The organism is Pseudomonas sp. Sample_22 (assembly GCF_004307635.1).
Taxonomy (GTDB): domain Bacteria; phylum Pseudomonadota; class Gammaproteobacteria; order Pseudomonadales; family Pseudomonadaceae; genus Aquipseudomonas.
In genome coordinates this window covers 128963-152177 of the sequence record NZ_RCNY01000086.1, presented here as the reverse complement: position 1 = coordinate 152177, position 23215 = coordinate 128963, and the positions used below count along the sequence as shown (strand labels likewise).

21 protein-coding genes and 1 pseudogene are annotated in these 23215 nt (G+C 59.6%); 10 read left to right on the top strand and 12 right to left on the bottom strand.

Annotated features, from left to right (window positions below):
* Positions 1–174: 174 nt before the first annotated feature.
* Both D8U73_RS24705 and D8U73_RS24700 read left to right on the top strand, forming a co-directional pair.
* Positions 175–1551, top strand: coding sequence for an L-serine ammonia-lyase (locus D8U73_RS24705; protein ID WP_056853902.1), 1377 nt, complete (start codon positions 175–177; stop codon positions 1549–1551).
* 680 nt (positions 1552–2231) lie between these two features.
* The gene (locus D8U73_RS24700; RefSeq protein ID WP_047534337.1) at positions 2232–3335 is read left to right on the top strand and encodes a GlxA family transcriptional regulator; all 1104 of its coding nucleotides are present in this window, start codon (positions 2232–2234) and stop codon (positions 3333–3335) included.
* Positions 3336–3507: 172 nt separating this feature from the next.
* Here the strand turns inward: D8U73_RS24700 and D8U73_RS24690 are convergent, their stop codons facing one another.
* The 6 genes from D8U73_RS24690 to choX form a co-directional block, all read right to left on the bottom strand.
* The gene (locus D8U73_RS24690) at positions 3508–3771 is read right to left on the bottom strand and encodes a hypothetical protein (RefSeq protein WP_130906008.1); all 264 of its coding nucleotides are present in this window, start codon (positions 3769–3771) and stop codon (positions 3508–3510) included.
* A 387-nt stretch (positions 3772–4158) separates the two neighbouring features.
* Positions 4159–5322: a gamma-butyrobetaine dioxygenase gene (locus tag D8U73_RS24680; RefSeq protein ID WP_056853900.1), complete on the bottom strand. Its 1164-nt coding sequence runs from the start codon at positions 5320–5322 to the stop codon at positions 4159–4161.
* 14 nt (positions 5323–5336) lie between these two features.
* The gene (locus tag D8U73_RS24675; protein ID WP_056853899.1) at positions 5337–5813 is read right to left on the bottom strand and encodes a thioesterase family protein; all 477 of its coding nucleotides are present in this window, start codon (positions 5811–5813) and stop codon (positions 5337–5339) included.
* A gap of 130 nt (positions 5814–5943) precedes the next feature.
* Positions 5944–6909 carry an L-carnitine dehydrogenase gene (locus D8U73_RS24670; RefSeq protein WP_130906007.1) on the bottom strand — a complete coding sequence of 322 codons (966 nt, stop codon included), beginning with the start codon at positions 6907–6909 and terminating at the stop codon, positions 5944–5946.
* A gap of 139 nt (positions 6910–7048) precedes the next feature.
* On the bottom strand, positions 7049–7936 hold the full coding sequence (locus D8U73_RS24665; RefSeq protein WP_056853897.1) for a 3-keto-5-aminohexanoate cleavage protein: 888 nt from the start codon (positions 7934–7936) through the stop codon (positions 7049–7051).
* An 85-nt stretch (positions 7937–8021) separates the two neighbouring features.
* Entirely contained in the window at positions 8022–8966 is a 945-nt protein-coding gene (gene choX / locus D8U73_RS24660) for a choline ABC transporter substrate-binding protein (RefSeq protein ID WP_130906006.1), read from the bottom strand.
* A 210-nt stretch (positions 8967–9176) separates the two neighbouring features.
* On the opposite strand from choX, the gene D8U73_RS24655 reads away from it, so the two are divergent.
* A complete protein-coding gene (locus tag D8U73_RS24655; RefSeq protein ID WP_130906005.1) occupies positions 9177–10121 on the top strand; it encodes a GlxA family transcriptional regulator in 945 nt (314 codons plus the stop codon).
* A gap of 137 nt (positions 10122–10258) precedes the next feature.
* Here the strand turns inward: D8U73_RS24655 and D8U73_RS24650 are convergent, their stop codons facing one another.
* From D8U73_RS24650 to D8U73_RS24635, 4 genes are all read right to left on the bottom strand, one after another.
* A complete protein-coding gene (locus tag D8U73_RS24650; RefSeq protein WP_130906004.1) occupies positions 10259–10675 on the bottom strand; it encodes a DUF3010 family protein in 417 nt (138 codons plus the stop codon).
* Between the two features lie 33 nt (positions 10676–10708).
* On the bottom strand, positions 10709–11032 hold the full coding sequence (locus tag D8U73_RS24645; protein WP_130906003.1) for a helix-turn-helix transcriptional regulator: 324 nt from the start codon (positions 11030–11032) through the stop codon (positions 10709–10711).
* Positions 11016–11270 carry a type II toxin-antitoxin system RelE/ParE family toxin gene (locus D8U73_RS24640; protein WP_130906002.1) on the bottom strand — a complete coding sequence of 85 codons (255 nt, stop codon included), beginning with the start codon at positions 11268–11270 and terminating at the stop codon, positions 11016–11018. Before D8U73_RS24640 ends, D8U73_RS24645 begins: the two co-directional genes overlap by 17 nt.
* Before the next feature lie 212 nt (positions 11271–11482).
* A complete protein-coding gene (locus D8U73_RS24635; RefSeq protein WP_056853893.1) occupies positions 11483–11884 on the bottom strand; it encodes a lysozyme inhibitor LprI family protein in 402 nt (133 codons plus the stop codon).
* 224 nt (positions 11885–12108) lie between these two features.
* Between D8U73_RS24635 and D8U73_RS24625 the strand changes: the two genes are divergently transcribed.
* From D8U73_RS24625 to D8U73_RS24595, 7 genes are all read left to right on the top strand, one after another.
* Positions 12109–13086, top strand: coding sequence for a dipeptidase (locus D8U73_RS24625; RefSeq protein WP_056853892.1), 978 nt, complete (start codon positions 12109–12111; stop codon positions 13084–13086).
* A 78-nt stretch (positions 13087–13164) separates the two neighbouring features.
* Positions 13165–13695: a DUF5943 domain-containing protein gene (locus D8U73_RS24620; protein ID WP_007975505.1), complete on the top strand. Its 531-nt coding sequence runs from the start codon at positions 13165–13167 to the stop codon at positions 13693–13695.
* A 15-nt stretch (positions 13696–13710) separates the two neighbouring features.
* On the top strand, positions 13711–15771 hold the full coding sequence (dgcA, locus tag D8U73_RS24615) for a dimethylglycine demethylation protein DgcA (protein WP_056853891.1): 2061 nt from the start codon (positions 13711–13713) through the stop codon (positions 15769–15771).
* Positions 15772–15927: 156 nt separating this feature from the next.
* Positions 15928–17874 (top strand): dimethylglycine demethylation protein DgcB, encoded by a 1947-nt coding sequence (gene dgcB / locus D8U73_RS24610; RefSeq protein ID WP_130906001.1) that lies wholly within the window; start codon positions 15928–15930, stop codon positions 17872–17874.
* Positions 17874–19094: an electron transfer flavoprotein subunit alpha/FixB family protein gene (locus D8U73_RS24605; protein ID WP_130906000.1), complete on the top strand. Its 1221-nt coding sequence runs from the start codon at positions 17874–17876 to the stop codon at positions 19092–19094. Before dgcB ends, D8U73_RS24605 begins: the two co-directional genes overlap by 1 nt.
* Before the next feature lie 15 nt (positions 19095–19109).
* Positions 19110–19880, top strand: a complete 771-nt coding sequence (locus D8U73_RS24600; RefSeq protein WP_130905999.1) for an electron transfer flavoprotein subunit beta — start codon at positions 19110–19112, stop codon at positions 19878–19880.
* Positions 19881–20205: 325 nt separating this feature from the next.
* Positions 20206–21072 carry an RHS repeat-associated core domain-containing protein gene (locus D8U73_RS24595; protein ID WP_130905998.1) on the top strand — a complete coding sequence of 289 codons (867 nt, stop codon included), beginning with the start codon at positions 20206–20208 and terminating at the stop codon, positions 21070–21072.
* Positions 21073–21605: 533 nt separating this feature from the next.
* On the opposite strand, the pseudogene D8U73_RS29740 reads toward D8U73_RS24595, so the two are convergent.
* Positions 21606–21692, bottom strand: a pseudogene (locus D8U73_RS29740) (outer membrane lipoprotein carrier protein LolA); the annotation flags it as partial.
* Positions 21693–21728: 36 nt separating this feature from the next.
* The gene (gene gbcA, locus D8U73_RS24585) at positions 21729–23024 is read right to left on the bottom strand and encodes a glycine-betaine demethylase subunit GbcA (protein WP_056853886.1); all 1296 of its coding nucleotides are present in this window, start codon (positions 23022–23024) and stop codon (positions 21729–21731) included.
* Positions 23025–23215: the final 191 nt, after the last annotated feature.

Sequence of the window (23215 nt, the reverse complement as noted above, 5' to 3'; positions counted from 1 at the left end):
GCGACGTAAAAGACACGCGGCGTTCGTGGACATGAGTGCGTCGGTGTGAGACGTCGAACGACACGTCAAAAGCCTGATGATGCGGCCATCCTGACGGATTGCAGCTTGAGCGTAGCAGCTCCGTCACCGGGCGCTTTTGCGCCTGGAGTTGGCACATCCAGGAGTCCGGCAGTAATGGCTATCAGTGTTTTCGACCTGTTCAAAATCGGCATCGGCCCTTCCAGTTCGCACACTGTGGGGCCGATGCGCGCGGCGGCGCTGTTCGTCCAGGGTTTGCGCGAGCGGGGACTGCTTGAGCAAGTGCGGCGCGTTGAAGTTCAGCTCTATGGTTCTTTGTCCGCCACTGGCATTGGTCACGGCAGCGACAACGCAGTGATCATGGGTTTGATGGGCGAGTGGCCGGACGCGATCGATCCGTCGCAAATCGGCATCCGCATCGCCACCTTGCGCGAGACCGACACGCTGTTGCTCGACGGACGCCTGTCGGTGCCGTTCATCTGGGCTCGGGACATGCGCCTGATTGACGAAAACCTGCCGTTTCATCCCAACGCCATGACCCTGGTTGTCGAAGGCGATGAAGGCGAGTTGCATCGTGACACCTACTATTCGGTCGGCGGCGGTTTTGTCGTCGACGAGGCACAGGCCTCCAGCGGAGTCGTCGACCTTGATCGCACGGTGTTGCCGTACGACTTTTCCAGCGCCGCCGAGCTGTTGGAACTGTGCAAGAAGCACAACCTGCGCGTGGCGCAATTGATGCTGGCCAACGAAAAGGTCTGGCGCAGCGAAGAGGAGATCCGCAGCGGCCTGATGACGCTGTGGCGCGCCATGCAGGATTGCGTCGAACACGGCCTCAAGCACGAGGGCATTCTGCCCGGTGGCCTGAACGTGCGGCGGCGCGCGGCCAAGTTGCATCGCAGCTTGCAGGAACTGAACAAGCCCAACGTGATCGGCTCCACTCTCAGCGCCATGGAGTGGGTCAACCTGTTCGCCCTCGCGGTCAACGAAGAAAACGCCGCCGGCGGGCGCATGGTCACGGCGCCGACCAATGGCGCGGCGGGAATCATTCCGGCGGTGCTGCACTACTTCATGAAATTCAGCGAAGACGTGACCGACGCCAATGTTGTCGATTACTTCCTCGGCGCGGCAGCGGTCGGGATCCTGTGCAAGAAAAACGCTTCGATCTCCGGTGCCGAGGTGGGTTGCCAGGGTGAAGTGGGTTCGGCTTGCGCCATGGCGGCGGCAGGGCTGGCGGAAATCCTCGGCGCAACACCGGAGCAACTGTGCAACGCGGCGGAAATCGGTCTGGAGCACAATCTTGGGTTGACCTGCGATCCGGTGGGCGGCCTGGTGCAGGTGCCGTGCATCGAGCGCAATGCGATTGCCGCGGTCAAGGCAATCAACGCCGCGCAGATGGCTCTGCGCGGTGATGGTCAGCATTTCATTTCGCTGGACCGGGTGATTCGCACCATGCGCGATACCGGTGCCGATATGCATGACAAATACAAGGAGACCTCGCGGGGTGGGTTGGCGGTGAGCGCCGTGGAGTGCTGAAACCGAGGTGACCCCAATCGCTGGCAAGCCAGCTCCCACAGGTTCTCTGGTGTAGCTGACATCTTGGTCACACCATCATTGCCTGTGGGAATGGCAAGCCAGCTCTCACAGGTTCTCTGGTGTAGCTGACACCTTGGTCACACCATCATGCCTGTGAGGCCTGGCAAGTCAGCTCCCACAGATTCTCTGGTGTAGCTGATGTCTTGGTCACACCATAAATTCCTGTGGGAGCTGGCTTGCCAGCGATAGCGCCAGACCAGTCAAAACTGCGCGCTAAATGAACACTCGATTTAAAAGGCGCCACCTTTTGGCGCGTCGCTAACAGGTAAATCGTGACTGCCCGGTCAGGTATGAAAAACGAAGCTGACCACTCGTCACCTGCGCCTGTGGTGACACTCTTTGCAAAAGCTCCCAGCCCTGTTCCCACAAGTGCTACCGATTTGCTCACACGCAACGGGGCAGAGCACTTGTCTCGCCTGATGGCACTCTTAACCCCTACTCGCCGCGCGTCATATATAGACACATTCCGACGTCGTTTTTAGGAGTTATTGAACGTGCATTCAAATTTAGGCATGGCAATTGCTCTGTCATTACAAAGCCCGTCTCCAGCGTGAGAACGATGGCAATAACAAGAGCCTCCGCCTGAGGCCATCACCCGCTTTGTGTGAGGAGATACTGCGATGACGTCGTTCAACTCCGGGGCCCAACCCCAGAACCGTGCGCCTCAATCCATCGGCTTTCTGCTGCTGGACAATTTCACGCTGATTTCCCTGGCGTCCGCTGTAGAACCATTGCGAATGGCCAACCAGTTGTCGGGCCGGGAGTTGTATCGCTGGACCACCCTCACTGTCGATGGCGGCCAGGTCTGGGCCAGTGACGGTTTGCAAATCACCCCTGACGCCTCCATGCACAAAGCACCGCCACTCGACACCGTGATTGTCTGCGGCGGTATCGGCATTCAACGCACTGTTACCCGCGAACACGTGTCATGGCTGCAAAGCCAGGCGCGTCAGTCCCGTCGCCTCGGCGCGGTATGCACTGGCAGCTGGGCCTTGGCTTGCGCCGGTTTGCTAGATGGTTTCGATTGCAGCGTGCACTGGGAATGCCTGGCGGCGATGCAGGAAGCTTTTCCGCGGGTAGCCATGAGTACTCGCCTGTTCACCCTCGACCGCAACCGTTTCACCAGCTCCGGTGGCACCGCGCCGCTGGACATGATGCTGCACCTGATCAGCCGCGATCACGGCCGTGAGTTGTCTGCCGCAATCTCGGAAATGTTTGTCTACGAACGTATCCGCAACGAACAGGATCACCAGCGTGTGCCGCTCAAGCACATGCTCGGCACCAATCAGCCGAAGTTGCAGGAAATCGTTGCGCTCATGGAAGCCAACCTCGAAGAGCCGATCGACCTTGACGAACTGGCGGTGTATGTCGCCGTCTCGCGTCGTCAGCTGGAAAGACTGTTCCAGAAATACCTGCACTGCTCACCGTCGCGTTACTACCTGAAGCTGCGTCTGATCCGTGCGCGGCAGCTGCTCAAGCAAACGCCGATGTCGATCATCGAGGTGGCGTCGGTGTGTGGCTTCGTTTCCACGCCGCACTTCTCCAAGTGCTACCGCGAATACTTCGGCATACCGCCGCGTGACGAGCGTGTGGGTTCCAACACGACACAGCAAGTGGCGATGATGCCGCTGCCACAAGCGCTGGTACTGTCGCCGCTGTCCGGGCCGTTGTCAGCGCTGAGCCAGGCGCGCAATGAGTCGACGTTTGCCAGCGTAAGGCTCTAAAACTCTCGGGCTACTGTGGCGAGGGAGCTCGCTCCCGCTGGGCTGCGCAGCAGCCCCAAAACCGGCAAATGCGGTCGTTCTGACAATCCGCATTCGCTGTTTTTGCAACCGCTTCGCGGTCGAGCGGGAGCGAGCTCCCTCGCCACAAGGAGAAGCCGCTCAGTGCTGAAAATCAGGCCCTATGGCTCTGCTGATACTGCGCCAACGCCGGCAGCAATTGTTTGTCGATAGCCTGGCGCACGGCCGGCAGGATGGTCGCGCTACTGGTGTACATCTGCTTGACCATGGTACGCAGCACGATTGCCCGTTCATCGTTCAAGCCCCGCACCGCACACTCGCAAGCCTGCTCGGCGGTGGAACCGATCGGTACTTGAAAACCCAGCGACTTGAGCTGGCCCAACAGGTCTTCCTGGTCAATCAAATCGGCGTGCATCATGACGCAAATCCTTCTTCTGGGAACGGTGTCGTGGTTCGATTCTGGTGGGGGTGCCTGGTGTGGGCAAGGGCGATTTGTCGCAATGGCCGCAATGGCTATGAACAGGTCGTTTTCGACTAACTTGCCAGCGAGCTGAGTGGGCACACTGGACTCAGCTCGCTTCACGAAGGTTTGGTCACCCTCGCATGGCAGCTCCTCAACAGTACCCTCTGCCTCGATCCTGTCACGGCTTGATCGGGGCTTTTTTTATCCGGGTTTTTTGTGTGTCTGTGCAGGTGCCATCGCGGGCAAGCCTTGCTCCTGCAGGGTCTTGTGTTGTTCACATTATTATCGAACGACGCAAATCCTGTAGGAGCGAGGCTTGCCCGCGATGAACGATGACGCGGTCTAGCGCTGTAGCACCAAAATGCGCGACAACAACTCATCCCGGTCGACATAGCAGCCCTGGAAATGCCGCGCCCCGGTGGCGGGGTCGAAGGCGTTGCGTGCATGCAGGGTGCGGCGGTTGTCGAAGCACCACAGCTCGCCGGGATTGAGCCGCTGCATCAAGCGGAATCGAGGCTCGCGGGTCATCGCAATGAAGCGCCGGTAAGCGCGATAGAGCCTGGGCATCTGCTCCACCGACGCATCGAACGGACCGCGCAGAAAATTCGCCATGCGGATTTCAGAGACCTGTCCCAGAGCATTCAGGGCGATGATCGGGGCCAGGCACCGGTAATCGCTGTGACGGTCCTTGTTGCGAAACTCCACGGGGATTTCGCAAAGGCTTTTGAATGACTCCGGATCTTCCAGGCGCAACGCATCGGCAATGGCAAAACCGTCGACGAAAATACTCTCGCCGCCTTCAGCATCGTTGATCAGGCAATGCAGGAATTGCAGCCCCGGTTGTAGCTCCCGCGTCGGCAAATCACTGTGCAGCGGCAGGTTGAAGGCGGTGTAGGCGTTGCTGTCGGCGTCGGCCCTGGATTGCACATTGAACAGCACGCCGAAATTGCTTTCGCGGATGAACGAAATGCGCTGGGCGATCAGCTTCAAGGAACCGGGTTCGGTGGGTACGCCACGGACCTGGGTCAAGCCGATATCGCGCACCGCCAGCAGCCATTGCAGCAAGGCGTCGTTGTCGGTCATCAGCGCCTGATATTCGAACACCGGCAACGACAAGTCGCTGTGCCAAAGCCGGGCTTTGGGCTTGTTGGCCAAGCGTTCGGCGCGGGACTCGTCGTCATAGGCATGTGCCCTCAGCCAGCCTGGATCGAAGCGGCTGAAGTGGCCGTCCTGCCACTCGATGCACAGGCAACCTTGAGCGTCGACAGTGGTTTGCGCCGGCATCAGGTTTTCCGGCACGTCGACAATTTCCAGCACCTGCTCACGTGTCACGCTATAGACGCATTGCGAGCAGGGGCAGTTGTCACGCAGCCATGGGTGGTGGAAGGGGCTGATGCGATTGTCGGCCCACTTCACCAGAACCCGATCCGCCAAAGCCTGCACGCCTGTCAGCGCGCTGATCAACGGATAAGTACGGAAGTCGGCAAAAGCGGCGGCGGTGTTCAATGGCGATCTCCTGGTTATTTTTTGGGTGGTAACCCGATCACTCGGCCGATGTATTCAGGGGTTGGCAGGTCGGTTTGCTCGGCGACGATGGCTTGCAGCTTGTCCAGGGTCTGTTCGCTGAAGGGCGTGGAACGAGGCCCGGCAAGGTCGACATGCAGAAGCATTTGTTCGTTGCCCGCCAGCTCTGTGTCATCACCGACCCGATGCAGGCTGTGGTAGAGGTGCAGGCGTTTGCTGTCGTGGGCGATGATCCGGGTATGCACTTCGACATCGGCATCGAGCTTCACCTCGTGCAGGTAATTGAGGTGCAATTCCAGGGTGAACAACGAGTTGCCGCTGGCTTCTCGATGGTTGCTGTCCATGCCGAGGCGATCCATCAGGGCATCGGTGGCGTAGCTGAAAATCAACAGGTAAAAGGCATCGCGCAGATGGCCGTTGTAGTCGACCCAGTCGGGGATGATTCTGGTCTGGTAGGTGGTGAGGGTGGGCATGTTTATCTCCAGGCACGATCGTTCCCACGCTCTGCGTGGGAACGCCTCCTGTGACGCTCTGCGTCACGTCGTTGGGACGCTCTGCGTCCCGGGCTGCATTCCCACGCAGAGCGTGGGAACGATCAACACATCACTCGCTGAAACTCATCCCGTGCTTCTCTTTGGTGGTCTTCACCGCCTCAAGCACCGCCAGCAGACAATCATCACGATAGCGCTCCAGCGCCGAAATGCTGTGCTTGCCCAACTGATCGCTGGTGCCATCGACCACATCGTCGATCAGCTTGTCAGTCAGTTCGGGGGCCGGCAGATAGGTCCATGGCAACTGCAACGCCGGGCCGAACTGCGTCATGAAGTGGCGCATACCGGCATCGCCGCCGGCGAGCGTGTAGGTCAGGAACGTGCCCATGAATGACCAGCGCAGACCCGCGCCAAAACGGATCGCGTCGTCAATCTCGCCGGTGGTTGCCACGCCGTCGTTGACCAGGTGCAGCGCCTCACGCCACAGCGCTTCAAGCAGACGGTCGGCTATGAACCCTGGCACTTCCTTGCGCACGTGCAGCGGGCGCATGCCGAGTGATTCGTAGACCTTCATCGCCGCTTGCACGGCTTCGGGTGCCGTGTTTTTGCCGCCGACGACTTCCACCAATGGCAACAGGTAAACCGGGTTGAACGGGTGACCCACTACGCAGCGTTCCGGGTGGGTCGAGCTCTCGTAAAACTCGCTGGGTAACAAGCCCGAGGTGCTGGAGCCAATCAGGGCATTGGGCTTGGCGGCGGCGCTGATCTTGCTGTGCAGGTCCAGTTTCAGCTCAAGGCGTTCCGGGGCACTTTCCTGGATGAAATCGGCGTCGCGAACACATTCTTCAATGGTCGAGACAAAACGCAGGCGATCCTGCGAGGCACCGGGTGCCAGACCCTGTTTTTCCAGTGCGCCCCAGGCATTGGCGACACGCTTGCGCAATACGGCTTCGGCACCGGGCGCCGGATCCCAGGCCACCACGTCGAGGCCGTGGGCGAGGGCGCGGGATACCCAACCGCTGCCGATGACGCCGCTGCCCAGCGCGGCGAAGGTTTTGATTTCGGTGATAAAGCTCATGGTGATTTCCTGAAAGATTCGATGAACCCCGTAGGAGCAAAGCTTGCTCGCGATAGCGGCATTAAAGTCGCAGACAATGCGTTGGATGTACCGACATCATCGCGAGCAAGCTTTGCTCCTACAGGTTATATGCAGATGGTTAACCGCGCTGGGTCAGGCCCATTTTCTTGCGGCCTTCAGCCGGGGTCAGTACGCGGGCGCCGAGACGGCTGAGGATTTCGCTGGCGCGTTCGACCAATTGGCCGTTGGTCGCCAGTACGCCCTTGTCCAGCCACAGGTTGTCTTCCAGGCCGACACGCACGTTGCCGCCCAGCAACACCGCTTGCGCCGCCATCGGCATTTGCATGCGGCCGATGCCGAAGCCAGCCCAGACGGCGTCTGCAGGCAGGTTGTCGACCATGGCTTTCATGGTGGTGGTGTCCGCCGGGGCGCCCCACGGGATACCCAGGCACAACTGGAACAGCGGATTGTCGAGCAAGCCTTCCTTGATCATTTGCTTGGCGAACCACAGGTGACCGGTGTCGAAGATTTCCAGCTCAGGCTTAACGCCCAGCTCTTGAATGCGTTTGGCGCCAGCGCGCAGCTGGGCCGGGGTGGACACGTAAATGGTGTCGCCATCACCGAAGTTCAGGGTGCCGCAATCGAGGGTGCAGATTTCCGGCAGCAGTTCTTCGACGTGGGCCAAACGGGTCAGCGGGCCGACCAGGTCGGTGTTCGGGCCGAACTCCATCGGGTTCTCGCCGGCGCCGATTTCCAGGTCGCCGCCCATGCCGGCGGTAAGGTTGACGATGATATCGACGTCAGCTTCGCGGATGCGCTCCATGACTTCGCGGTACAGCGCCACATCACGGCTGAATTTGCCGGTTTGCGGGTCGCGAACGTGGCAGTGAACCACGGTGGCGCCGGCCTTGGCCGCTTCCACGGCGGCAGCGGCGATCTGTTTCGGGGTGACCGGCACGTGTGGGCTCTTGGCGGTCGTGTCGCCAGCACCGGTGAGTGCGCAGGTGATGATGACGTCGTGGTTCATGAGGCGGATTCCTTCAGGCGTGGTGGTTCCGCTCGCAGCCCTGTCGGGCTGCGAATCGGTGGTTCGGTTCAGAAAAAGGAGCGGGTTACTTACTGGTCAGCTGCAGGTTTTCAGCTGCTGGTTTGCCGTCGAAAGTGGTCACACCTTCAAGCCAGCGTTTCTTGTCCTGCGGGTGATCCTTGAGCCATTGCTTGGCCGATTCGAAAGCGTCCTTGTGGTCCAGCAGCGGCTGCATCATCCGGCTCTCGTCTTCGGCGGAGAAGGTCAGGTTGCTCAGCAGGCGGCCGATGTTCGGGCACTGCTCGGCGTATTTCGGCGCGGTGACGGTCCATACCGTGGCCTTGCCTTCGTCCGGCCCAAGGGCGTTTTCGCTGCCGGAGAGGTAGGTCATGTCCACGTTGACGTTCATCGGGTGCGGCGCCCAGCCGAAGAACACCACGGCTTCCTTGCGACGCACGGCGCGATCGACGGCGGCAAGCATCCCGGCCTCGCTGGACTCGACCAACTGGAACTTGCCAAGGCCGAACTGGTTCTTGCTGATCATCGCCTTGATCTGGGTATTGGCTCCCGAACCAGGCTCGATGCCGTAAATCTTGCCGCCCAGTTCTTTTTCGAATTTGGCGATGTCGGCGAAGGTTTTCAGGCCTTTGTCGGCGAGGTAGGTCGGAACGGCGAGGGTGGCGCGGGCATCTTTCAGGCTTGGCGCTTCGAGCACCTTGACCTGGTTGGCCTCGACGAACGGCGTAATGGTCTGGGTCATCAGCGGGTTCCAGTAACCCAGGAACAGGTCCAGACGCTGATCGCGGATCCCGGCGAAGATGATTTGCTGGGAGGCGCTGGTTTGTTTGGTGTTATAGCCGAGGCCGTCGAGCAATACCTGGGTCAACGCGCTGGTGGCGATGACGTCGGTCCAGTTCACCACGCCCATGCGCACGTTCTGGCAAGAGGCGGGTTCGGCGGCCATGACGCTGGCGCTCAGCAAAGCGGTACCACTGAGTGCAAGAACACAGCTGCTGATCAGTCGTTTCATTCTCAGGTTCCTCGGCAGTTTCATTATTGTGGATCCGGTCATCTTTGCGTGCCGGTGATGCCAAGTTACGCAGCAACGCACCGATGAAAGCGCACTGCGGCGACCAGCTCTTGCACTGCAGCGACCTGACCTCTTGAATGCCGCTGGCAAGTGGCGTATCAACGTCCTCACGCTACCCGCCCTCTCGCTACTAGCCATCGAGTGCGCTCCATGTCCCAGGATTTCTATTTCTTGTTGATGCCGGGTTTCTCGGCCATTGGATTTATCTCGGCCATCGAGCCGTTGCGGGTCGCCAATCGTTTTCGTGGCGAGTTGTATCGCTGGCATGTGCTGAGTGCCGATGGCGGGGCGGTGTTGGCCAGCAACGGCATGTCGGTCAACGCCGATGCGGCGCTGGAGCCACTGAAAAAAGGCGCGACCTTGTTGGTGGTCGCCGGCTTCGAACCGTTGAAGTTCGCCACTCCGGTGCTGGAGCACTGGCTGCGCCGCCTGGGCAACGAAGGCGTGACCCTCGGCGCCATCGACACCGGCAGCTTCATCCTCGCCGAAGCGGGTCTGCTCGAGGGTCATCGTCTGACGCTGCACTGGGAAGCCATCGACGCCTTTAAGGAATCCTATCCACAGCTGAGCGTTACCCAGGAGCTGTTCGAGATTGATCGTCGGCGCATCACTTCCGCTGGCGGCACCGCCTCTATCGATTTAATGCTCGATTTGATCGCCCAGGCCCATGGCCCGGAACTGGCGATCCAGGTCAGCGAGCAGTTCGTGCTCGGCCGCATCCGCCCGCGCAAAGACCACCAGCGCATGGAAGTCGCGACACGCTATGGCATCAGCAACAAGAAGCTGGTGCACGTGATCGGCGAGATGGAACAGCACAGCGAACCGCCGCTGAGCACGCTGGAATTGGCGGAATCGATCAAGGTGACGCGGCGACAGTTGGAGCGACTGTTTCGGTTGCACCTGAACGATACGCCGAGCAATTTCTATCTGCGGTTACGGTTGGAAAAAGCGCGGCAATTGCTGCGCCAGACGGACATGAGCGTTCTGGAAGTGAGCATTGCCTGTGGGTTTGAGTCGCCATCGTATTTCACCCGCAGCTATCGGGCGAAATATGAGCGATGTCCGCGAGAAGACAGGCGTACCGCAAAAGCATGATTCTGAAAACAACGAAAAACCTGTGGGAGCCAGCCTGCTGGCGATAGCGGTCTGGCAGACACATAAATATCGACGGATGCACCGCCATCGCCAGCGGGCTGGCTCCCACAGTTAATTTGTTCTGTCAGGAATACCGGTTATTTCTTCATCAGCGCCGAACACGCCGCCTTGTAAGCCTCATGCTGATACTTGTTCAGCGTCTCTGGCAGCTGGACACTGAATTTCTTGCACTGCGCCGTGATGGTCTGCGGAGACAGCAGCGTCACCTCGCAATTCTCCAATAACTGGAAAACCCCTTCGATCTTGAACGTGGTCGGCCCACCGGCGAATTCGCCTTTCTTGCCGCGCTTCTTGATCGCGATGCGGTCGATGGAGTTCTCCCGGACAAACGACGCCACCTGCGCGGCGAACAACTTGACGTTGGCCGCCTCGTCATCATCGTCCAGGGCAATTTTCTTGGTATTGAGGGCGACGTGACCCAGGTTCGTACCGTCGAGAGACGCCACGGCAATGATCGCTTCGCTGCCCTTGATTTCGATGCCACAGACTTTCATGTTGAATCCCTTGACTGGCTGATGGCGTGAAGCTTACAGCTCAAGTTGACTGGCGGTGATCCCAAAAGCCGCCGCGATTTTTTCGCGTGTGGCCTTGCGAGGCTTGGCAACGGTTTCCTGCTGAGCGAAAGCCGGTTGGGAAATGCCCATGCGTTTGGCCACTTCATCCTGAGTAAGGTTCAAGTGTTCGCGCCAGGCGCGGATGGGAGTGGCGCCATCGACGATACGACTGACAACATCATGAGGGATCAAGTCGGGTTCGATCTTCTGCGCCACATATTGCGCATAAGGAATGACCACGAAGGCTGGATTGCCTTCGGCGTCATTGATGATTTGGATGTCAGTAGGTGCGTTCATCGCGTTTTTTGACCTCTTGAATACTGACCACTTTGATCGCGCCCTCCCAATCGAACATGACCCGATAGTTACCGACACGCAGTCTATAGGCGAAGTCATGACCGACCAGTGCTTTGACATTGCCTACATCAGGCATGTCTGCCAGCGCCGTGATTGCATCACGGACCTGGCACTGATGAGCGGAATGCAATTTCAGCAGTTGCTTAACGGCCTTTCGAGTCCAGTGAATGCTGTTCATGGAAGAATATAAGTCTTTTATAAGATTTGCGAATCTTTACTTATATTTTGCAGTTGGCCAATTCACAACAATTGTCAGCATGTTGCGTGAAAAGCCCATCGGTTGGGGCTTTCAAGTAATACGTGTAGGTGAGGTCAGAACGTGTTGTGGGAAGAGGGGAAAACGATGCTGAAAGCTGGATGCGGTTCCAACTTTCAGCGGAAGATTAAGGACTATTCCTGCCCAATCGACTCCAAAAACTCCGACCGTTCATCACTCATTCGTGCCACACAATCGTTCTGCGCCATGGTGAACGCCTTGCTGCCGGTTGTCGCCGGGAAGGCTTCGACGGCGCAGTCGGCGTCGCGGGTTTTCAGCCATTGGGCTTGGGCGGCCTTGATTTTGGCGGTGATGTCGGCCAGTTGCGACGGGTTCTTGCCGTAGAGCGACTGCATGCGCTCGTTCAGGCTCTTGAGGTTTTCGCTGAGCAGGTCTTCGGCGGTGGTTTTGCTGAAGGCCGAGCATTCCAGGGTCTGGACGTCGTTTTCGACTTTGTCGCAGGGATTGTCGTCGGACTCCTGCGCTGCGTGTACGCCGGTCGCAATCAATGCCAAAGCCACAAGGATGGATTTCATTCAGGTCGCCGCTCTATTCCAGTGATGCGGCGAATTCTGGCGCAAGCGGACGGCCTTGAACAGGTCGCCAACAGTGCCTGGCGACGACCCTTTGTCGCGGATTGACGCTTTCGGCAATTCCCCTGTCGTTTTTGCACCCGGCTGCCCCCGCACCGAGGCATATGCTGGCCCCAAAGCGCCGGCAGACGATTCGGCGCATGAATCGCTAACAAGGGGACAGCCTGATGAGCCCAGCCGAATTGCACGCCGACAGCATCGTTATCGACGGGCTGATTATTGCCAAGTGGAACCGTGAACTGTTCGAAGACATGCGCAAGGGCGGCCTGACCGCAGCCAACTGCACCGTGTCGGTGTGGGAGGGCTTCCAGGCCACCGTCAACAACATTGCCGCCAGCCAGAAACTGATCCGCGAGAACAGCGACCTGGTGATGCCGGTGCGCACCACGGCAGACATTCGCAAGGCCAAGGAAGTCGGCAAGACCGGCATCCTTTTCGGTTTCCAGAATGCCCACGCCTTTGAAGACCAGATCGGCTATGTCGAGGTGTTCAAGCAGCTCGGGGTTGGCATCGTGCAGATGTGCTACAACACCCAGAACCTGGTGGGCACCGGTTGCTACGAGCGTGACGGCGGCCTGTCGGGCTTCGGTCGTGAAATCGTTGCCGAGATGAACCGTGTCGGCGTGATGTGCGACTTGTCCCACGTTGGCTCCAAGACTTCCGAAGAAGTCATCCTCGAATCGAAAAAACCGGTCTGCTACTCCCATTGCCTGCCGTCGGGGCTCAAGGAGCACCCGCGCAACAAGTCCGATGAAGAACTGAAGTTCATTGCCGACCACGGTGGTTTCGTCGGCGTGACCATGTTCGCGCCGTTCCTCGCCAAGGGCATTGATTCGACCATCGACGACTACGCCGAAGCCATCGAGTACACCATGAACATCGTCGGTGAAGACGCCATCGGCATCGGCACCGATTTCACCCAGGGTCACGGCCAGGACTTCTTCGAATACCTGACCCATGACAAGGGCTATGCCCGCCGCCTGACCAGCTTCGGCAAGATCATCAACCCGCTGGGCATCCGCACCGTCGGCGAGTTCCCGAACCTGACCGAAACCCTGCTCAAGCGCGGCCATTCCGAGCGCGTGGTGCGCAAGATCATGGGCGAAAACTGGGTCAATGTCCTAAAGGACGTCTGGGGCGAATAAGCCACCGCACTTCTGAATCCTTTCCTGCGGCCGTCCGCGCCGCAGGCAACACAACGAATTTTCTGGAGTTAAGTTTCCATGGCCAAGATCGCCCCGCAATTGCCTATCGAAGTCGACAGCGAAACCGGTGTCTGGACCTCCGACGCCCTGCCGATGCTGTACGTGCCACGGCATTTCTTCGTCAACAACCACATGGGCATCGAGGAAGTGCTGGGCGCCGAAGCCTATGCCGAAATCCTCTACAAGGCCGGCTACAAATCCGCCTGGCACTGGTGTGAAAAAGAAGCCGAGTGCCACGGCCTGGAAGGCGTCGCGGTGTTCGAGCACTACATGAAGCGTTTGTCGCAACGTGGTTGGGGCCTGTTCAAGATCCAGGACATCGACCTCGACAAAGGCACCGCCAGCGTCAAGCTTGAACACTCGGCATTCGTCTACGTGTACGGCAAGGTCGGGCGCAAGGTCGACTACATGTTCACTGGCTGGTTTGCCGGTGCGATGGACCAGATCCTCGCCGCCCGCGGCAGCAAGATCCGCACCGTGGCCGAGCAAGTCTACGGTGGCTCCGAAGAGGGCCACGAAGACGGCTTGTTCATCGTCAAGCCGTTGTAAGTCGAGGAACCCGCCATGGCTTTCGAAGCAATGTTCCAGCCGATCCAGATCGGCAAACTGACCATCCGCAACCGCGTGCTCAGCACCGCGCACGCCGAGGTTTACGCGACCGACGGCGGCATGACCACCGACCGGTACGTCAAGTATTACGAAGAGAAGGCCAAGGGCGGGATCGGCCTGGCGATCTGCGGCGGTTCGTCCGTGGTTGCCATCGACAGCCCGCAGGAGTGGTGGAGTTCGGTCAACCTGTCCACCGACCGCATCATTCCGCATTTCCAGAACCTGGCCGACGCCATGCACAAGCACGGCGCCAAGATCATGATCCAGATTACCCACATGGGCCGTCGCTCGCGCTGGGATGGTTTCAACTGGCCGACCCTGATGTCGCCGTCTGGCGTGCGTGAGCCGGTGCACCGTGCCACTTGCAAGACCATCGAGCCGGAAGAGATCTGGCGGGTGATCGGCAACTACGCGCAAGCCGCGCGCCGTGCCAAGGCCGGTGGCCTGGACGGTGTCGAACTGTCGGCCGTGCACCAGCACATGATCGACCAGTTCTGGAGCCCGCGCGTCAACAAGCGTACCGACGAATGGGGCGGCACCTTCGAAGGCCGGATGAAGTTCGGTCTGGAAGTCTTGAAAGCCGTGCGCGCCGAGGTCGGCGACGATTTCTGCGTCGGCATGCGCATCTGCGGTGACGAGTTCCACCCGGACGGTCTGTCCCATGAAGACATGAAGCAGATCGCCAAGTATTACGACGACACCGGCATGCTCGACTTTATCGGCGTCGTGGGTTCGGGTTGTGACACTCACAACACCCTGGCCAACGTGATTCCGAACATGAGTTATCCACCGGAGCCGTTCCTGCACCTGGCGGCCGGTATCAAGGAAGTGGTCAAGGTTCCGGTGCTGCACGCGCAGAACATCAAGGACCCGAACCAGGCCACGCGTATTCTGGAAGGCGGTTACGTCGACATGGTCGGCATGACCCGCGCGCACATCGCCGACCCGCACCTGATCGCCAAGATCAAGATGGGCCAGATCGACCAGATCAAACAATGTGTCGGCGCCAACTATTGCATCGATCGTCAGTACCAAGGCCTGGATGTGTTGTGCATCCAGAACGCGGCGACCTCCCGTGAATACATGGGCCTGCCGCACATCATCGAAAAAACCACCGGCGTGAAACGCAAAGTGGTGGTGGTCGGCGCCGGTCCTGCGGGGATGGAAGCCGCTCGTGTTGCCGCCGAACGTGGCCACGACGTCACCCTGTTCGAGAAGAAAGAATTCATCGGCGGGCAAATCACCACCGCCTCGAAGGCGCCGCAACGGGACCAGATCGCCGGTATTACCCGCTGGTATCAACTGGAACTGGCACGCTTGAAAGTCGACCTGCGCCTGGGGACCGCGGCAGATGCGCCGACCATCATGGACCTGCGTCCGGACGTGGTAGTGCTGGCCGTCGGCGGCCATCCGTTCATCGAGCAGAACGAACACTGGGGCGCGGCTGAAGGCTTGGTGGTCAGCAGCTGGGACATCCTCGACGGCAAGGTGGCGCCAGGCAAGAACGTGCTGGTCTACGACACCATTTGCGAGTTCACCGGCATGTCCACCGCCGACTTCATTGCCGACAAGGGCAGCCAGGTCGAGATTGTCACCGACGACATCAAGCCGGGCGTCGCCATCGGGGGTACGTCGTTCCCGACTTACTACCGCAGCATGTACCCGAAAGAAGTGATCATGACCGGCGACATGATGCTGGAGAAGGTCTACCGCGAAGGCGACAAGCTCGTAGCGGTGCTGGAAAACGAATACACCGGCGCCAAAGAGGAGCGGGTAGTCGATCAGGTGGTCATCGAAAACGGTGTGCGCCCGGACGAGGAAATCTACTACGCGATGAAGGAAGGCTCGCGCAACAAAGGCCAGATCGACGTCGAAGCCTTGTTCGCGATCAAGCCGCAACCTTGCCTGGAGCAGAGCGGCGACGGCTATCTGTTGTTCCGTATCGGCGACTGCGTGGCCCAGCGTAACGTGCATGCGGCGATCTATGACGCATTGCGGCTGTGCAAGGATTTCTAAGAGCTTGTTGATAGATCGTTCCCACGCTCTGCGTGGGAATGCCTCAATGGACGCTCTGCGTCCGCTGTTGGGACGCGGAGCGTCCCGGGCTGCATTCCCACGCAGAGCGTGGGAACGATCATTCGGCCAGACCCCGTGTCTTTGGGAGCAACACCTATGTTGAACACCCTTCTTCCAATCCTGTTGTTCGCTGCCCTGGGCCTCGCGGTTCTCGGCGCGTTGCGGCGGGTAGCCATGTGGCGCCGGGGCCGAGCCTCGAAGGTCGACCTGATCGGCGGTCTGTTCGCCATGCCCAAGCGTTACATGGTCGACTTGCACCATGTCGTCGCGCGGGACAAGTACATCGCCAACACCCACGTCGCCACGGCCGGCGGCGCGGTGGCGTCGATCGTGCTGGCGATTGTGGTGCACGGTTTCGGTCTGCATAACCGCATCCTCGGTTATGCCTTGTTGTTGATGTCGGCGGTGATGTTCGTCGGCGCGATCTTCGTTTACCTGCGTCGGCGCAATCCACCTTCGCGCCTGTCGAAAGGCCCGTGGATGCGCCTGCCGAAAAGCCTGCTGGCGTTCTCGGCCTCGTTCTTCCTGCTGACCCTGCCGGTGGCCGGGATCTTGCCGGAAAACTTCGGTGGCTGGCTGTTGGCGGCAGTCCTCGGTGTCGGCGTGTTGTGGGGCGTGTCGGAGCTATTCTTCGGCATGACTTGGGGCGGGCCGATGAAACACGCCTTCGCCGGCGCCCTGCACCTGGCCTGGCACCGTCGCGCCGAGCGTTTTGGTGGCGGTCGTTCCACCGGTTTGAAGCCGCTGGACCTGAATGACCCGAATGCGCCACTGGGCGTGGAAAAACCCAAGGATTTCACCTGGAACCAGCTACTCGGTTTCGACGCCTGCGTGCAGTGCGGCAAGTGTGAAGCGGCGTGCCCGGCCTTCGCCGCTGGCCAACCGCTGAACCCGAAAAAGCTGATTCAAGACATGGTCGTCGGCCTTGCTGGCGGCACCGATGCCAAGTTCGCCGGCAGCCCGTATCCCGGCAAAGCCATCGGCGAACACGCTGGCAATCCGCATCAACCGATCGTCAATGGTCTGGTGGACGCCGAGACGCTGTGGTCGTGCACCACCTGCCGCGCCTGCGTCGAGGAATGCCCGATGATGATCGAGCACGTCGACGCCATCGTCGACATGCGCCGCCATCTGACCCTGGAAAAGGGCGCGACCCCGAACAAGGGCGCCGAAGTCCTGGAAAACCTGATCGCCACCGACAACCCGGGCGGTTTCGCACCGGGCGGACGGATGAACTGGGCGGCGGATTTGAACCTCAACCTGCTCAGCGAAAAGAAATCCACCGACGTGCTGTTCTGGGTCGGCGATGGCGCCTTCGACATGCGCAACCAGCGCACCTTGCGCGCGTTCGTCAAAGTGCTGAAAGCGGCGAAAATCGACTTCGCCGTACTCGGCCTCGAAGAGCGCGACAGCGGCGACGTGGCGCGACGCCTGGGCGATGAAGCGACCTTCCAGTTGCTGGCCAAGCGCAACATTCAGACCCTGGCCAAGTACAGCTTCAACCGCATCGTCACCTGCGATCCGCACAGCTTCCACGTGCTGAAAAACGAATACGGCGCTTTCGACGGCAACTACCTGGTGCAGCACCACAGCACCTACATGGCAGAAGTCATCGAGGCCGGCGCGCTCAATCTCGGCCAGCACAAAGGCGACAGCGTCACCTATCACGACCCGTGTTACCTGGGGCGCTACAACGGCGAATACGAGGCGCCACGTCAGGTCCTGCGTGCGCTCGGGATTGAAGTCAAAGAGATGCAACGTTCCGGTTTCCGCTCGCGCTGCTGCGGCGGCGGCGGCGGTGCGCCGATCACCGACATTCCGGGCAAGCAGCGGATTCCCGACATGCGCATGGAAGACATCCGCGAGACCGGCGCCGAACTGGTGGCCGTGGGTTGTCCACAGTGCACGGCAATGCTCGAGGGCGTGGTTGAACCGCGGCCACTGATCAAGGACATCGCCGAACTGGTGGCCGATGCGCTGCTTGAAGAGGACGCGGCCAAGCCCGCCGCGCCGGCCAAACGTGAACCCGCGGAGGTGCATTGATGAGCGACATTATCCGCCGCGACCCCCGTGCCGAATGGATCGCCCGTAACCGTCTGCATCCGCTGCACGCCGCCATGCAACCGGCGCAGCACAGCTGGATGGGCCCTAACGGGGTCATCCGCAAGAATCCCCATGGCATCGGCTTTATCGGCCCCAACGGGATCAAGCGCATCGACCGCAGTGGCGCTCAACAGGGCGGGACCGCCAAGCGCACCGCCGCCGTTGAAGTGCAATTGCCGCTGCATCAAGTGACCCAGCCCGCGTTCAACATCTGCGTGGTGCCGGACATGGTCGGTGGCCGTTTGGGCAGCCACGACCGCGATCTGTTGGGTCTGGCCCATCAGCTTGCCGGCAAGGACGGCGCCGTGTTGGCCGTGGTCTTCGGTGAACACAAGGAAAGTACGTTTGCCAACGCAGGTGTCGATCGCCTGCTGGTGCTTGATGGCGAAGCATTCAATGGTTATGCACCGGAGCAGCGGGTCCAGGGCCTGCGAGCTGTGGATAACCAGTTCAATCCGCGCCACTGGCTACTGCCGGACAGCCGCAGCGGTGGCGGCGAATTGGGTCGGCGTTTTGCCGCGGCGCTGGGCGAACGTCCGGCCACGCGTGTCTGGCAGGTCAAGGATGAGCAATGCATCGGCCGCGCCGGCGCCGGTCTGCAAGACTTGGCCCGGCCGTTAGCGCGTTTGATTCTGGCCGCCGTTGAATGCGCCGAACCGGTCAGCGAAACCCGTCACGAAGCGTTGCCGGTTGAGTTATCCACAACCGTCGCCCGCAGTCTCTCGCGCATCGAGGATCTGGGGGCGGTGGCGGTGGACCCGGCGGCGATTCCCATGGCCGAAGCCGAATTCATTTTCTCCGGCGGCAACGGGGTTAAGGATTGGGATTTGTTCCACCAGACCGCCGCGGCGCTCGGTGCCACCGAAGGTGCTTCGCGGGTGGCGGTGGACGATGGCTTCATGGCCCGCGACCGCCAGGTGGGTGCGTCAGGTACCTGGGTCACAGCGCGGGTGTACGTGGCGGTGGGTATTTCCGGGGCGATCCAGCACCTGCAAGGCATCGGTGCCTGCGACAAGGTGGTGGCGATCAACCTTGATCCGGGCTGCGACATGATCAAACGGGCCGACCTGTCGGTGATCGGCGAGAGCGCCGAGATTCTTCGAGCCTTGATCGCGGCGGTAGAGGCTTACCGCAACGACGCCAAGCGCGATGCGGCTTAAGGGAAGGAAAGGGTTATGAGCACGAAAATCATCAGCCTGGTGTCCATCGGCGCCCACCCGACCTCCGGTCGGCCACGCCGTGCGGAGCAGGATGCGCGGGCGGTGGAACTGGGTCTGCAACTGGCTGGGGATAACTTGCAGGTACTGCATGCCGGCGATATTGCCGAGCCGGCGCTGCGCGCCTACCTCGGCATGGGCCTTGAGCAACTGCATGTGCTGGAACAACCGCAAGGCGCCGATGCATTGCCGGTGTTGAGCGCTTATCTGCGTGACGCGGGGGCGCAAGTGGTGCTGACCGGCAGCCAGGCGGAAACCGGCGAGGGTTCCGGCATGTTGCCATTCCTGCTGGCGGAAGGTCTTGGCTGGCCGTTGGTCGTGGGGCTGGCACAGGTCGAGTCCATCGACGGTGATTCGGCGCTGGTGCTGCAAGCCTTGCCGCGCGGTCAGCGTCGTCGCTTGAAGGTACGTCTGCCGTTTTTGGCAACTGTGGATAACGCCGCGCCCAAGCCTCGTCAGAGCGCCTACGGTCCTGCGCGACGCGGGGTGTTGCAGGCCGATGAGGTTGAAGTCGTCGACGATGAATTGTTGTCGGTTGCCACGCTGCAACCGGCCAAGCCGCGACCAAAGCGCTTGAAAGTGATCAAGGCCAAAAGCGGGGCGGACCGGATGAAAGCCGCGACGGCCAAGGCCAGTGGCGGAGGAGGGCAAGTACTCAAAGGCGTGACGGCCCAAGCCGGGGCCGAGGCGATTCTCAAACTGTTGATTGAGGAAGGTGTTGTGCGCTGACGTTGAATCTCACGCTGCATCGCCTGTAAAAACAAGCTTGCCGCTGGCGCGTTGCTGCGCCATGAGCGCCTGCGTTAAAAACGGCTTTCGCAGCGTCGTTACCTGGCAGATCGCACCGTATCCGATGATTGGGATTACGCGTGAAGCCGATCTGATGTATCAGACTTGGCAGATCCGGTGGCGGGCGAGCCTAGCAGAACTGATAGTGTTGCCTTCAAGGACGGTTTGTTAGGGTACCGATCAGTTAGTACCCGCTTGCCGAACCTGGCCTTTCAGCGCCAGGTATTACTTCGCGGGTTATCAGGTCTCATCAAGGACGCTATTGATGCCCATCGCCCGCAACATCCAACCTCTGAAATCCTGCCTGGGAGAAACCCGGTTCGCTCGAACCTTGCTGCTCGCCAGCAATCAGCAGCAAAGCGTGCTGGCCGAACTGGACCGCACCGGACCAAACCCTTTTGCCTATTCCCCCTATGGCCTGCAAAGCGCCCAGAGACGGGCGGGGACGCATCTGGGTTTCAATGGGCAGTTCAAGGAAGGTGCCACGGGTTGGTATCACCTGGGCAATGGCCATCGGGTCTATAGCCCGGTGTTGATGCGGTTTCATAGTCCGGATCGGTTGAGTCCATTCGGGAAGGGTGGGATCAATTCTTATGCCTATTGCATGGGAGATCCGGTCAACGCTACTGACCCGACAGGCCAAGTCCCAGAATGGCTTCAACCAATACTGACAATCGGCTTACATGTTGGAATTATCGCTGCAACCGCGATAACCGCAATCGCTAATCCCCCTGCGGGACTGGCCCTCTGGGCTGCCCGCACCAGTTTAGTTGGATCTCCAGTGGCAATCGCAGGGTCTGTCATGCAACTGGCAGGTTACAAAGAAGAAGGCAGAATCGTCTCTGCGATAGGCACGACCTTTTCCATAGGTGCTGTCACTATCAGAGCGGGCGTTGGAATACAGAAAATTATCAGCGAGAACAATCCTTTGTTGCAGATGCGTAAAGGTCTCGGAAATCTTTTTACCGTTAATAAAAAACCCACCGCCGCCCGCGGTGTAACTTCCAGTAGTCCCCAACCTGGGGAGCCGGGTCTTGAATTAAGTCGATTGTCATCGACCATCGCAGCGGTTCCTGAAACTACGTCTAACCAGTTAATCAGACAAACGGAGGAAATCGTTTCGAGACTCTGAAAAATGATTTGAGAATGCTGGCAGTTGGAAGCAATCGCATATTCAGCGGTTACTCATCGGTCGTGCACCAACAAAACTTAATTTTTTCAGTAGCCGATACGTGTTTACCCACAATCCCTGTTGGCGCTTCTGTGGATAACATGTTCGCGCCTCGCTGCGACCCACGCAGAATAAGGTCTGCAACCCATAGATCAATTAATAACCAGCGCAACTTATGGTGTTTCAACGTTTTTTATCCACCTAAGGCCATACTTGCCCCCAATCTCTGTTGGCGCTTCTGTGGATAAGGTGTTTGCGATCCGCTACGAGCCACGTAGATCATGGCTTTCGAGCGATTGATTAAAGAATGATCAATAGGCGCTATAAACCCTGATTATGGATAAGTCACGGATTTTCTTGGGTTTCTGTGGAAAAAATTTGCAGCGAAACCACACTTGTCCCCAATAGCTGTGGGTGGAGGTGTGGATAACTTGTTTGCGGAAGGCTAGAGGGGGCGGATCGTATAGCTCTGAACGAAATAGATCATATTTCGTACAGAATCCTGTAGGAGCGAGCCTGCTCGCGATTAACCTGAGAACCCCGCGGGGTGTCAGGCTGCCTGCGTCATCGTTGACGCCCATCGCGAGCAGGCTCGCCCCTACAGGGGGGCGGTGGCGTCAGCCTTGGACAGGAACGCCTTTGAGGTATGGCGCAGGCTCGGCGCCCAGGTTGCTCAACAGGCGCTCGCTGTACCAATCCACAAAGTTCACCACACCAAACTCATAGGTCTTGGAGTAAGGCCCTGGCTGGTAAGCGGTGGAGTTGATGCCGCGCTGGTTCTCTTCAGCCAGGCGACGGTCCTGGTCGTTGGTGGCGTCCCAGACCTGGCGCATGCGCTCGACGTCGTAGTCCACGCCTTCGACCGCGTCCTTGTGCACAATCCACTTGGTGGTGACCATGGTTTCCTGGGCACTGATCGGCCACACGGTGAACACGATGATGTGGTCGCCCATGCAGTGGTTCCAGGAGTGCGGCAGGTGCAGGATGCGCATCGAGCCCAGGTCCGGGTTCTTGATGCGGCCCATGAGTTTTTGGCAGCCCTGTTTACCGTCCAGGGTCATCGATACGGTGCCCTTGAGCAGCGGCATGCGCACGATGCGGTTGCGCAGGCCGAAACTGGCGTGGGCGTAAGGGATCTTTTCGGCTTCCCAGGCGGCGGCGGAAGCGGCAACGTGATCCTTGAATGCCTGGTCGGCGCGCGGGTCGGTGACGTCGTCCCATTCCAGCAGGGTTTTCAGCAGTTCCGGGTGCGACGCGTTGCAGTGGTAGCACTCGCGGTTGTTTTCCAGCACCAGTTTCCAGTTGGCCTTTTCCATCAAGGTGGTGGTGATCGCCACCTTGGTGTTTTCCATGTCGTACGGTTCCATGTAATGGCTGAGCGTCGACAGGAAGTCATCGATGGCCGGCGGGTTCTCCGACAGGCTGATGAAAATGTAGCCGCCGGCGGTTTTCACGTTCACCGGTTTGAGGCCGTATTGCTTCATGTCGAAGTCGGCGCCCATTTCGGTGCCGGCGAACAGCAGGCGACCGTCGAGTTCGTAGGTCCACTGGTGGTAGTGGCAGACCAGTTTGGCGACCTTGCCTTTTTCACTGGTGCACAGGCGCGAACCGCGGTGACGGCAGACGTTATGGAACGCATGCACTACACCTTCGGCGCCGCGGATCACGATGATCGGATTCTTGCCAACCTGCAGGGTCAGGTAGTTGCCCTTGGCGGGAATTTCGCAGGTCATGCCGGCGATCAACCACTCTTTCTGAAAGATTTCCTGCATGTCGATATCAAACAGACGCTCGTCCGAGTAAAACGGCTGCGGCAGCGAGAACGTGCGCTCACGCTCTTGCAGCATCTGCGCGGTGGCCTTGCGTGCGGGTTCCAGCGGATCGCCCAGGCTCAGGGTAGTAGTGACGTCCATCGTTTAATCCTCAAGGCCATTCTGTGTGGCCGGCGAAAGTGGCTAATCAGGTGTACTGCTAACGGTTGCTACGCAAGGTGTAAAGAATGTGTCTTGGTATGGGGCGAGTGTGGGGCCGCCGCTGGCCAGAACCTTATCCATGGGCGACATGGTGCAATCTGTTCCCGACGCGCAACCCCCGGTACTTGCGG

What these genes read in the sequence shown, in the direction of transcription:
- D8U73_RS24675 (WP_056853899.1), bottom strand. Translation starts at nt 5,813, where the DNA reads ATGCCCACCCTCACCACCTACCAGACCAGAATCATCCCCGACTGGGTC.
- D8U73_RS24690 (WP_130906008.1), bottom strand. Translation starts at nt 3,771, where the DNA reads ATGATGCACGCCGATTTGATTGACCAGGAAGACCTGTTGGGCCAGCTC.
- dgcB (WP_130906001.1), top strand. Translation starts at nt 15,928, where the DNA reads ATGTTGAACACCCTTCTTCCAATCCTGTTGTTCGCTGCCCTGGGCCTC.
- D8U73_RS24640 (WP_130906002.1), bottom strand. Translation starts at nt 11,270, where the DNA reads ATGAACAGCATTCACTGGACTCGAAAGGCCGTTAAGCAACTGCTGAAA.
- D8U73_RS24625 (WP_056853892.1), top strand. Translation starts at nt 12,109, where the DNA reads ATGAGCCCAGCCGAATTGCACGCCGACAGCATCGTTATCGACGGGCTG.
- D8U73_RS24650 (WP_130906004.1), bottom strand. Translation starts at nt 10,675, where the DNA reads ATGAAAGTCTGTGGCATCGAAATCAAGGGCAGCGAAGCGATCATTGCC.
- D8U73_RS24595 (WP_130905998.1), top strand. Translation starts at nt 20,206, where the DNA reads ATGCCCATCGCCCGCAACATCCAACCTCTGAAATCCTGCCTGGGAGAA.
- D8U73_RS24665 (WP_056853897.1), bottom strand. Translation starts at nt 7,936, where the DNA reads ATGAACCACGACGTCATCATCACCTGCGCACTCACCGGTGCTGGCGAC.
- gbcA (WP_056853886.1), bottom strand. Translation starts at nt 23,024, where the DNA reads ATGGACGTCACTACTACCCTGAGCCTGGGCGATCCGCTGGAACCCGCA.
- D8U73_RS24645 (WP_130906003.1), bottom strand. Translation starts at nt 11,032, where the DNA reads ATGAACGCACCTACTGACATCCAAATCATCAATGACGCCGAAGGCAAT.
- D8U73_RS24620 (WP_007975505.1), top strand. Translation starts at nt 13,165, where the DNA reads ATGGCCAAGATCGCCCCGCAATTGCCTATCGAAGTCGACAGCGAAACC.
- choX (WP_130906006.1), bottom strand. Translation starts at nt 8,966, where the DNA reads ATGAAACGACTGATCAGCAGCTGTGTTCTTGCACTCAGTGGTACCGCT.
- D8U73_RS24605 (WP_130906000.1), top strand. Translation starts at nt 17,874, where the DNA reads ATGAGCGACATTATCCGCCGCGACCCCCGTGCCGAATGGATCGCCCGT.
- dgcA (WP_056853891.1), top strand. Translation starts at nt 13,711, where the DNA reads ATGGCTTTCGAAGCAATGTTCCAGCCGATCCAGATCGGCAAACTGACC.
- D8U73_RS24600 (WP_130905999.1), top strand. Translation starts at nt 19,110, where the DNA reads ATGAGCACGAAAATCATCAGCCTGGTGTCCATCGGCGCCCACCCGACC.
- D8U73_RS24700 (WP_047534337.1), top strand. Translation starts at nt 2,232, where the DNA reads ATGACGTCGTTCAACTCCGGGGCCCAACCCCAGAACCGTGCGCCTCAA.
- D8U73_RS24670 (WP_130906007.1), bottom strand. Translation starts at nt 6,909, where the DNA reads ATGAGCTTTATCACCGAAATCAAAACCTTCGCCGCGCTGGGCAGCGGC.
- D8U73_RS24635 (WP_056853893.1), bottom strand. Translation starts at nt 11,884, where the DNA reads ATGAAATCCATCCTTGTGGCTTTGGCATTGATTGCGACCGGCGTACAC.
- D8U73_RS24655 (WP_130906005.1), top strand. Translation starts at nt 9,177, where the DNA reads ATGTCCCAGGATTTCTATTTCTTGTTGATGCCGGGTTTCTCGGCCATT.
- D8U73_RS24705 (WP_056853902.1), top strand. Translation starts at nt 175, where the DNA reads ATGGCTATCAGTGTTTTCGACCTGTTCAAAATCGGCATCGGCCCTTCC.